This is a genomic window from Roseateles sp., assembly GCF_039929605.1.
GTDB lineage: Bacteria > Pseudomonadota > Gammaproteobacteria > Burkholderiales > Burkholderiaceae_C > Pelomonas.
In genome coordinates this window covers 21,626-30,481 of the sequence record NZ_JBDSQX010000055.1, presented here as the reverse complement: position 1 = coordinate 30,481, position 8,856 = coordinate 21,626, and the positions used below count along the sequence as shown (strand labels likewise).

The 8,856-nt window shown below is 65.6% G+C and carries 9 protein-coding genes and 1 pseudogene; 3 read left to right on the top strand and 7 right to left on the bottom strand.

Annotated elements, in window-relative coordinates; genetic code table 11:
- From ABIS05_RS07935 to ABIS05_RS07910, 6 genes and pseudogenes are all read right to left on the bottom strand, one after another.
- A pseudogene (locus ABIS05_RS07935) lies at nucleotides 1-94 on the bottom strand (succinate dehydrogenase assembly factor 2); the annotation flags it as partial.
- Between the two features lie 8 nt (nucleotides 95-102).
- The gene (locus tag ABIS05_RS07930; protein ID WP_348009791.1) at nucleotides 103-807 is read right to left on the bottom strand and encodes a succinate dehydrogenase iron-sulfur subunit; all 705 of its coding nucleotides are present in this window, start codon (nucleotides 805-807) and stop codon (nucleotides 103-105) included.
- Between the two features lie 64 nt (nucleotides 808-871).
- Nucleotides 872-2,659 (bottom strand): succinate dehydrogenase flavoprotein subunit, encoded by a 1,788-nt coding sequence (gene sdhA, locus ABIS05_RS07925; RefSeq protein ID WP_348009790.1) that lies wholly within the window; start codon nucleotides 2,657-2,659, stop codon nucleotides 872-874.
- Nucleotides 2,659-3,018 (bottom strand): succinate dehydrogenase, hydrophobic membrane anchor protein, encoded by a 360-nt coding sequence (gene sdhD, locus ABIS05_RS07920; RefSeq protein WP_348009789.1) that lies wholly within the window; start codon nucleotides 3,016-3,018, stop codon nucleotides 2,659-2,661. Before sdhD ends, sdhA begins: the two co-directional genes overlap by 1 nt.
- Before the next feature lie 22 nt (nucleotides 3,019-3,040).
- Nucleotides 3,041-3,469 (bottom strand): succinate dehydrogenase, cytochrome b556 subunit, encoded by a 429-nt coding sequence (gene sdhC / locus ABIS05_RS07915; RefSeq protein WP_348009788.1) that lies wholly within the window; start codon nucleotides 3,467-3,469, stop codon nucleotides 3,041-3,043.
- A 92-nt stretch (nucleotides 3,470-3,561) separates the two neighbouring features.
- Nucleotides 3,562-4,290 carry a GntR family transcriptional regulator gene (locus tag ABIS05_RS07910; protein ID WP_348009787.1) on the bottom strand — a complete coding sequence of 243 codons (729 nt, stop codon included), beginning with the start codon at nucleotides 4,288-4,290 and terminating at the stop codon, nucleotides 3,562-3,564.
- Nucleotides 4,291-4,384: 94 nt separating this feature from the next.
- Between ABIS05_RS07910 and ABIS05_RS07905 the strand changes: the two genes are divergently transcribed.
- Complete coding sequence (locus ABIS05_RS07905) at nucleotides 4,385-5,371, top strand: malate dehydrogenase (protein ID WP_348009786.1); 987 nt, start codon at nucleotides 4,385-4,387, stop codon at nucleotides 5,369-5,371.
- 61 nt (nucleotides 5,372-5,432) lie between these two features.
- Here the strand turns inward: ABIS05_RS07905 and ABIS05_RS07900 are convergent, their stop codons facing one another.
- On the bottom strand, nucleotides 5,433-6,992 hold the full coding sequence (locus ABIS05_RS07900; RefSeq protein ID WP_348009785.1) for a methyl-accepting chemotaxis protein: 1,560 nt from the start codon (nucleotides 6,990-6,992) through the stop codon (nucleotides 5,433-5,435).
- A gap of 95 nt (nucleotides 6,993-7,087) precedes the next feature.
- Between ABIS05_RS07900 and ABIS05_RS07895 the strand changes: the two genes are divergently transcribed.
- Both ABIS05_RS07895 and ABIS05_RS07890 read left to right on the top strand, forming a co-directional pair.
- The gene (locus ABIS05_RS07895; protein WP_348009784.1) at nucleotides 7,088-8,089 is read left to right on the top strand and encodes an aldolase/citrate lyase family protein; all 1,002 of its coding nucleotides are present in this window, start codon (nucleotides 7,088-7,090) and stop codon (nucleotides 8,087-8,089) included.
- Between the two features lie 122 nt (nucleotides 8,090-8,211).
- Nucleotides 8,212-8,823 (top strand): hypothetical protein, encoded by a 612-nt coding sequence (locus tag ABIS05_RS07890; protein WP_348009783.1) that lies wholly within the window; start codon nucleotides 8,212-8,214, stop codon nucleotides 8,821-8,823.
- The last annotated feature ends 33 nt before the right edge of the window (nucleotides 8,824-8,856 follow it).

Genomic DNA, 8,856 nt, shown 5'->3' with positions numbered 1-8,856 from the left:
TGATGAACAAATCGTTTTCGAGCAGCCCTCGCCTGCAGCGCCAGCGCAGCTTGGAGAGCGCGCGTTCGTCGATGAGGGCGGAGGCTGCGGTCATCAGTCGCTTTAGATTGCGCGGCTGACCATCAGCTCTTTGATCTTGCCGATCGCCTTGGTCGGGTTCAGCCCCTTGGGGCAGACATCGACGCAATTCATGATGCTGTGGCAGCGGAACAAGCGGTACGGATCTTCGAGGTTGTCGAGGCGCTCAGAGGTCGCCTCGTCACGGCTGTCGGCAATGAAGCGATAGGCCTGCAACAAGCCGGCCGGACCGACGAACTTGTCCGGATTCCACCAAAAGCTCGGGCAGGCCGTCGAGCAGCTGGCGCACAAGATGCATTCGTACAGACCGTTCAACTCTTCACGCTCTTCGGGGAACTGCAAGCGCTCCTTGTCGGGCGGCGGCATGTCGTTGATCAGGTAAGGCTTGATCGAGTTGTACTGCTTGAAGAACTGCGTCATGTCGACAATCATGTCGCGGATGACGGGCAGGCCCGGCAGCGGCTTCAAGACGATGACGCCGGGCAAGGTCCGCATATTGGTCAGGCAGGCCAGACCATTCTTGCCATTGATGTTCATCGCGTCCGAACCGCACACGCCTTCGCGGCAGGAGCGACGGAACGACAGGCTGGGGTCGACGGCCTTGAGCTTGTTCAACGCGTCCAGCAGCATGCGCTCGGAGCCGTCCAGCTCGACCTCAAGGGTCTGCATGTAGGGCTTGGCGTCCTTGTCCGGGTCGTAGCGGTAAATCTCGAAAGTGCGCTTCATCAATCAGTCCTAGTCAGTTGGGGACAGAGCTACTCGCGTTGCTCGGGCGGTCTGTCCCACAAGGTCATCAGAAGGTCCGGACCTTCGGAGGAATCGATTCAACGGTCAGCGGCTTGAGGTTGACCGGCTTGTAGTCCAGCCGGTTGCCATCGGCGTACCACAGCGAGTGCTTCATCCACTGCTCGTCGTTGCGGCCATTCGGGTGAGCCGGCGAGTCGCCGTAGTCGTTCACCGTGTGGGCGCCGCGGCTCTCGGTGCGCGCGGCGGCCGAGACGATGGTGGCTTTCGCCGCCTCGATCAGGTTCTCGACTTCCAGCGCCTCGATGCGTGCGGTGTTGAAGACCTTGGACTTGTCCTTCAGCCCGATGGTCTTGACTCGCTCGGCAATCGCGGCGATCTGGCTCACGCCCTCGTTCAGCATGGCCTGGGTGCGGAACACGCCGGCATGCTGCTGCATCGCGGCGCGCAGGTCGTTGGCCACGTCCTGCGCATATTCGCCGCCGGTGCTGTTGTCCAGGCGCGCCAGGCGGGCCAGCGAGAGGTCGGCCGCATCGGCCGGCATCGCCTTGTGGGCCTGCTTGCCCAGGTTCGCTTCCACCAGGTGGTTGCCGGCCGCGCGGCCAAATACCAGCAGGTCCAGCAGCGAGTTGGTGCCCAGGCGATTGGCGCCGTGCACGCTGACGCAAGCGCATTCGCCGACGGCGTACAGGCCCTTGATGATCTCGTTCGGCTTGCCATCCTTGGGCACCACCACCTGACCATGGATGTTGGTGGGGATGCCACCCATCTGGTAGTGGATGGTCGGCACCACGGGGATCGGTTCCTTGGTGATGTCGACGTTGGCGAAGTTGTGGCCGATCTCCAGCACCGAGGGCAGGCGCTTGGCAATCGTCTCGCCACCGAGGTGGGTCATGTCGAGGTTGATGTAGTCCTTGTTCGGACCACAGCCGCGACCTTCCTTGATCTCCTGGTCCATGCAGCGGGACACGAAGTCGCGCGGCGCCAGATCCTTCAACGTGGGCGCGTAGCGTTCCATGAAGCGCTCACCATTGGCGTTGCGCAGGATGGCGCCCTCGCCACGGCAGCCTTCGGTCAGCAGCACGCCGGCGTTGTGCACGCCGGTGGGGTGGAACTGCCAGAACTCCATGTCCTCCAGCGGGATGCCGGCACGCGCCGCCATGCCCAGGCCGTCGCCGGTGTTGATGAAGGCATTGGTGCTGGCCGCAAAGATGCGGCCCGCGCCGCCGGTGGCCAGCAGCACGGTCTTGCCTTGCAGGATGTGGACCTCGCCGGTCTCCATCTCCAGCGCGGTCACGCCGACGACGTCGCCCTCGGCATCGCGGATCAGGTCCAGCGCCATCCACTCGACGAAGAACTGCGTGCGCGCTTTGACGTTCTGCTGGTACAGCGTGTGCAGCATCGCGTGGCCCGTGCGGTCGGCCGCCGCGCAGGCGCGCTGCACGGGCTTCTCGCCGTAGTTGGCGGTGTGGCCGCCGAACGGGCGCTGATAGATGGTGCCGTCGGCATTGCGGTCAAACGGCATGCCGAAGTGCTCAAGCTCGTAGACGACCTTGGGCGCCTCGCGGCACATGAACTCGATGGCGTCCTGGTCGCCCAGCCAGTCCGAACCCTTGACGGTGTCGAAAAAGTGATAGTGCCAGTTGTCCTCGGACATGTTGCCCAGAGACGCGCCGATGCCGCCTTGCGCAGCGACGGTGTGCGAGCGGGTCGGGAAGACCTTGGACAGCACAGCCACGTTCAGGCCGGCCAGCGACAACTGCAGCGAGGCGCGCATGCCGGAGCCGCCGGCCCCGACGATCACCACATCAAACTTACGGGTCGAAAGCGCGGCCATCAAAGTCTCCACAACACCTGGATTGCCCAGCCAGCGCAACCCAACAACCAAACGATGGTCAGCACCTGCAGCGTCAGGCGAATGCCGACCGGCTGCACATAGTCCATCCAGATATCACGCATGCCGACCCAGGCGTGATACGCCAGGGACAGGATGGTCACGAAGGTCAGCAGCTTCATCCACTGCTGGGAAAAGATCGCCGCCCAACGGTCGTAGCCCAACTCGCCAGGCATCAGCACCTGCGCCAGCAGCACGACCGTGAACACGGCCATCAGCACGGCGGTAACACGCTGTGCGAGCCAGTCGCGCAGACCGTAATGCGCACCGACGACGATGCGCTTGGAGCCAAAAGTGCTCATTTTTTGTTGTTCCTCAAGGGGCTCAGTACAGACCGAACAGCTTGGCGCCAAGCAGCACCGTCAGCAGCAGGCTGAGGGCCAGCGTGACGATGGCCGAGCTGCGGCCCTGGGCGAGGCTGACACTGTGCGTGGCGTCCATCCAGAGGTGGCGCACGCCAGCGATGAAGTGGTGCAGGAAGGACCAGATCAGGCCCAGTGCCGCCAACTTGACGAACCAGCCGGGAATGCCGACCACGCCCGCTACGAACACGTTGGTAAAGCTCTCGAAGGAGATCTCCGAGCTGAGGCTGCTATCCATCATCCACACCACGAAGGGCAGCAGCAGGAACATCACGAAACCGCTGATGCGATGCAGGATGGACACGATGCCGGCAGCCGGCAGACGGTAGCCGGCAAGCTGAGTGACGTGAATATTTCGGTAAACCGGTCTTGTCTTGGCGCTATCCGTCATGGTCGCGGGCCCGTTATCAATGTGAAACCGAAAGATTCTAGGGCTAAGACCATGGCCAAGCTTCGCAGTTGCTGCACTGCGGCATTGGCAGATCAGTGCAACTCGTTGAGATAGTGGTCTGCATTCGTGTGGTACAGCCCGCGACGCAATTCGACCGGTCGGTCGCCATAAGTGAAGGCCACCCGCTCGACGCTGAGCAGCGGTTCACCCGCCGTCACGCGCAGCAGCCTGGCCGCATCGACGGTTGCCGCCACGGCACGCAGCTTTTCTTCGGCACGCACCATGTGCACGCCAAAGCGTTCCTCGAACAGCGCGTACAGCGTGCCCGGATAGGTGTTGATCAGCTCGGCGTTCAGGCCGTCGAAATGGCGTTCGGGCAGCCACAGGTCGTCCAGCACGACGGGCCGCTCACGGCGCAGCAGCAGCCGCCTGACCTCGATGACCGGCTCGGCCGTGCGCAGCTGCAGGGCGCGGGCCGTCGCAGCCGTGGCGCGCGCCCGGCGGCAATGCACCAGCTCACGGGTGAAGCCCCGGGCGCCGTCGTCCGCCACCAGACGCAGGAAGCGGTAGGCATCACGCGGCGCCGTGTGGGTGGCGACGAAGGTGCCACGGCCCTGACGGCGCTCCACGAGATGCTCGGCCGTCAGCGCGTCGAGCGCCTTTCTCACGGTGCCGGCGCTGGCGTGGAAACGCTCGGCCAGCGCGGCCTCGCTGGGCAGGGCGTCGCCCGGCCGCCACTCGCCCGCAGCCAGCGCGGCAACGATCAACTGGCGGATTTGCTCGTAGAGCGGCGCGGGTGACCGGGGCTTGGGCGAGGGCATCGGCGCATTGCAGCACAGGGTCTGCCCCTACACTCGCCGAGTTCAGGGCGGCACGCCCCAACCCGCATTTTCAACTGCCCCTTCGGAGATTTTCATGAGCAAGAAACCCGTTCGCGTCGCCGTCACCGGCGCTGCTGGCCAGATCGGCTACGCCCTGCTGTTCCGCATCGCTTCCGGCGAGATGCTCGGTAAGGACCAGCCCGTCATCCTGCAACTGCTGGAGATTCCCGACGAGAAGGCCCAGAACGCGCTGAAGGGCGTGATCATGGAACTCGAAGACTGCGCCTTCCCGCTGCTGGCCGGCATCGAAGCGCACAGCGACCCGATGACCGCATTCAAGGACACCGACTACGCGCTGCTGGTGGGCTCGCGCCCCCGCGGCCCGGGCATGGAGCGTGCCGAGCTGCTGTCGATCAACGGTGCCATCTTCACGACGCAGGGCAAGGCGCTCAACGCCGTCGCGTCGCGCAACGTGCGCGTGCTCGTTGTTGGCAACCCGGCCAACACCAATGCCTACATCGCGATGAAGTCGGCTCCGGATCTGCCGGCCAAGAACTTCACCGCCATGCTGCGCCTGGACCACAACCGCGCCGCTTCGCAACTGGCTGCCAAGACCGGCAAGGCCGTGGCCTCGATCGAGAAGCTGGCTGTGTGGGGCAACCACTCGCCGACGATGTATGCCGACTACCGTAACGCCACCATCGATGGCGCTTCGGTCAAGGAACTCATCAACGACGAGACCTGGAACCGCGAGACCTTCCTGCCCACCGTCGGCAAGCGCGGCGCGGCCATCATTGCCGCTCGCGGCCTGTCGTCGGCCGCCTCGGCCGCCAACGCCGCCATCGACCACATGCGCGACTGGGCCCTGGGCACCAACGGCAAGTGGGTCACGATGGGCATCCCGTCGGGTGGCGAATACGGCATCCCCAAGGAAGTCATGTTCGGCTACCCCGTCACCTGCGAAGGTGGTGAGTACAAGATCGTCGAAGGCATCAGCATCGACGAGTTCTCGCAGGAGTGCATCAACAAGACGCTGAAGGAACTGACGGACGAGCAGGACGGCGTGAAGCACCTGCTGTAAGCCACGGCTCCAGCCAAGACAAAGGCCTTCCTCGGAAGGCCTTTTTCGTTGCTCGTGCCGCTCAGCGCGTGGCAGGCAGACGGAAGGTCGACACGGTCTCCACCAACTGCTGGGCCTGCACCTTCAGGCCGTCGGCTGCGGCGGCCATCTGCTCGACCATCGCGGCGTTCTGCTGCGTGGCCAGGTCCATCTGCGTGACGGCGGCGCCCACTTGCGCCACACCCGAGCTTTGCTCAGCGCTGGAGGAGCTGATCTCGCCCATGATGTCTGTCACGCGCTGGATGCTGCTGACGACCTTCTCCATCGTCTCGCCGGCCTTGTCGACCAGCGTGTTGCCGCGGTCGACGCGCTCCACGCTCTGCGTGATCAGCTGCTTGATCTCGCGAGCCGCGTCGGCGCTGCGGCCGGCCAGCAGGCGCACCTCACCGGCCACCACCGCGAAGCCCCGGCCCTGCTCGCCCGCGCGCGCGGCCTCGACGGCTGCATTCAGCGCGAGGATGTTGGTCTGGAAGGCGATGCCGTCGATGACCGAAATGATGTCGCCGATGCGTCGCGAGCTGTCGTTGATGCCACGCATCGTCTCGACGACCTGCTTGACGACCTGGCCGCCCTCGACCGCCACGTGCGAGGCGTTCTGCGCGAGCTGGTTGGCCTGCTGCGCGTTGTCGACGTTGTTGCGCACGGTGGCGCCCAGCTCGTCCATGGAGGCGGCCGTCTGCTGCAGCGCGCTGGCCTGGCTCTCGGTGCGGGCGCTCAAGTCCTGATTGCCGCTCGCGATCTCCGAGCTGGCGTTGGCCACCGACTCCGAGCCGTCGCGCACCTGCCGCACGATGCTGGCCATGCTGTCGCGCATGGCCTTCACACCCTGCATGACGCTGGCGTGGTCGCCCGGCGCCAGGTCGATGTCGACGCTGAGGTCGCCCTCGGCGAGTTTGCGCGTGATGGTGTTGACCTCCGCCGGTTCGCCGCCGAGCTGACGCGTGATGCTGCGGGTGATGGCGAGGCCCAGCACCAGCAGCACGCCGACAAGCACGAGCACGCCCAGGCCCACCTGCCAGACGCGCTGCCAGATCGCCTGGTCGACCGTGTCGACATAGACACCCGAGCCGACGATCCAGCCCCAGGGCGCAAAGCCCTTCACATAGGACACCTTGGGCACCGGCTGCTCGCTGCCCGGCTTGGGCCAGAGGTAGGGCACGAAGCCCGCGCCCTCGGCCTTCACGATGTCCACCATCGCGACGAACAGCGCCTTGCCGGTGGGGTCCTTGCTGTTGGTCAGCGGCTTGCCGTCGAGCTCCGGCTTCATCGGATGCATGACCATGACCGGCGTGTTGTCGTTGACCCAGAAGTACTCGTTGCCGCTGTAGCGCAGCGCCTTCACGGCGGCCAGCGCCGCCTTCTTGGCGTCGTCTTCGGAGAGCTTGCCGGTGGCGACCTGCGCATGAAAACTGGCTACCACCCCGTGCGCCACCTCGACCGCCTGGCGCACGGCCTGCTGGCGTTCGTTCATGATGAGACTGCGTTCCGAGAACAGCAGGAAGCCGGCAACCAGCAGCACACCGAGGACGGCGCCCAGGGTCTGCAACGCCAGGCGACGGGAACAGCTGAGCGCTTCGAGCATGGATGTCTCCGGAATTTCTTGGTCGTTGATGCTTGCACGTCTGGCCAGGGCACGACAGTGCGTAATGCACGGCCCGGCGTGGGTAAAGTGATGAGATGAGTGCCCTTCTGCATCCCCGCGCCGCCTTGTTCGGCCATGAAGCCGCACGGCCTGCGCTGCCCGTGGTCGACCACTACTGCGGCGTCGAGGCCCGCATGCGCAAGAGCTTGGCGCTGCAGGCCGAACTGGGCCCAGTCTTCGACATCACGCTGGACGCTGAAGACGGTGCGCCCGTCGGCGGCGAGGCCGAGCACGCGCTGCTGATCGCCGAGCTGGCCACGAGTGCCGCCAACCGCTTCGGCCGCGTCGGCGCCCGCGTCCATCCCGTCGGCCATGCGGCGTTCGAGGCCGACGTCGACACGCTGATCGCCAAGGCCGGCGGGCGCCTGGCCTATCTGATGATCCCCAAGCCCGACAGCGCGGACGACGTGGAGCGCGCCGCCACCGCCATCGACGCCGCCTGCGATCGCCACGGCCAGCCGAAGCTGCCGCTGCAGGTGCTCATCGAGACTCACGGCGCGTTGCGCGAGGTCTTCCGCATCGCCGCACATCCGCGCATCGAGTCGCTGTCCTTCGGCCTGATGGACTTCGTGTCGGCTCACGGTGGCGCCATCCCCAAGACGGCGATGGAGCTGCCGGGACAGTTCGAGCACCCGCTGGTCGTGCGCGCCAAGCTGGAGATCGCAGCTGCCGCGCACGCCTTCGGCAAGGTGCCTTCGCACTGCGTCGTCACCGAGTTCCGCGACAGCGCCGCCCTCGCCGCCGCAGCCCGCCGTGCCGCCCGCGACTTTGGCTACACACGCATGTGGAGCATCCATCCGGACCAGATCCGCCCCATCGTCGACGCCTTCGCGCCGGCGGCCGACGAGATCGAGGAAGCCGCCGAGCTGCTGATGGCCGCGCAAGCCCAGCAATGGGCGCCGATATCTTTCCGTGACCGATTGCACGACCGCGCCAGCTATCGCTATTTTTGGACCGTTCTCGAGCGCGCCGAGCGCACGGGCCGCACGCTGCCGGCCGAAGCCCGGCGGGCGTTTTTCACAGCAGCCATCGGGTAAAGCACGGGCCTGCGTGCGATTTACCGCGCCGGACAATGCCTACATCCGCTCACGGCGGCGCGGCTGTTTCAAGGCCATGATGCGCCGCCTTCATCCCACTCACCTTTCCCTCCTCACGCTCGATGCAGTTTCCTCCGCTCCGCCGCAGCGCCGCTGCGCTGATCCTCTGCGCCGCCCTCCCCGCCCTGGCCCAGACGCCTCACGCAAAGCCCGCCGCAACACCCGCAGCAAAACCCGTTGCAGCCAAGCCTGCTTCCAAGCCTCAAACCAAGTCGGCCGCCAAGGCCGCTCCGGCCACGAAGGCCCCGCCTGCGCCTGCCGAGCCCGTGCTGACCGAGGCCGACGAGGCTCAACTCGTCGCGTCCGAGCGCGCCTACCTCGGCGACTACGCCTGCGAGTTCAACCAGACCGTTCGCATCGACAAGCACCCCAAGATGGCCGGCTACATCACGGTGGCCTGGCAGAAGCTCTTCATCACCATGAAGCCCGTGCTGTCGTCCACCGGCGCGCTGCGCCTGGAAGACGTGACCGGGCGCACGCTGATGATTCAGATCGCCAACAAGTCCATGCTGCTGGACACCAAGATCGGTCAACGCGTGCTGGACGACTGCATCCACCCCGAGCAGGCAAAGCTGATGGCCGCCGCTATGGCGGCCAAGATCGCCGACCCGGAAGCCGAAGCTGCGGAATCCGCACGAAACAGCCTCGGCATCACGCCGGCGGCCGGCAAGTGAGGCATCCCGCTTGAAACTGCTTCGTAGAGGTAT

What these genes read in the sequence shown, in the direction of transcription:
- sdhA (WP_348009790.1), bottom strand. Translation starts at nt 2,659, where the DNA reads ATGGCCGCGCTTTCGACCCGTAAGTTTGATGTGGTGATCGTCGGGGCC.
- sdhD (WP_348009789.1), bottom strand. Translation starts at nt 3,018, where the DNA reads ATGAGCACTTTTGGCTCCAAGCGCATCGTCGTCGGTGCGCATTACGGT.
- sdhC (WP_348009788.1), bottom strand. Translation starts at nt 3,469, where the DNA reads ATGACGGATAGCGCCAAGACAAGACCGGTTTACCGAAATATTCACGTC.
- ABIS05_RS07910 (WP_348009787.1), bottom strand. Translation starts at nt 4,290, where the DNA reads ATGCCCTCGCCCAAGCCCCGGTCACCCGCGCCGCTCTACGAGCAAATC.
- ABIS05_RS07905 (WP_348009786.1), top strand. Translation starts at nt 4,385, where the DNA reads ATGAGCAAGAAACCCGTTCGCGTCGCCGTCACCGGCGCTGCTGGCCAG.
- ABIS05_RS07900 (WP_348009785.1), bottom strand. Translation starts at nt 6,992, where the DNA reads ATGCTCGAAGCGCTCAGCTGTTCCCGTCGCCTGGCGTTGCAGACCCTG.
- ABIS05_RS07895 (WP_348009784.1), top strand. Translation starts at nt 7,088, where the DNA reads ATGAGTGCCCTTCTGCATCCCCGCGCCGCCTTGTTCGGCCATGAAGCC.
- ABIS05_RS07890 (WP_348009783.1), top strand. Translation starts at nt 8,212, where the DNA reads ATGCAGTTTCCTCCGCTCCGCCGCAGCGCCGCTGCGCTGATCCTCTGC.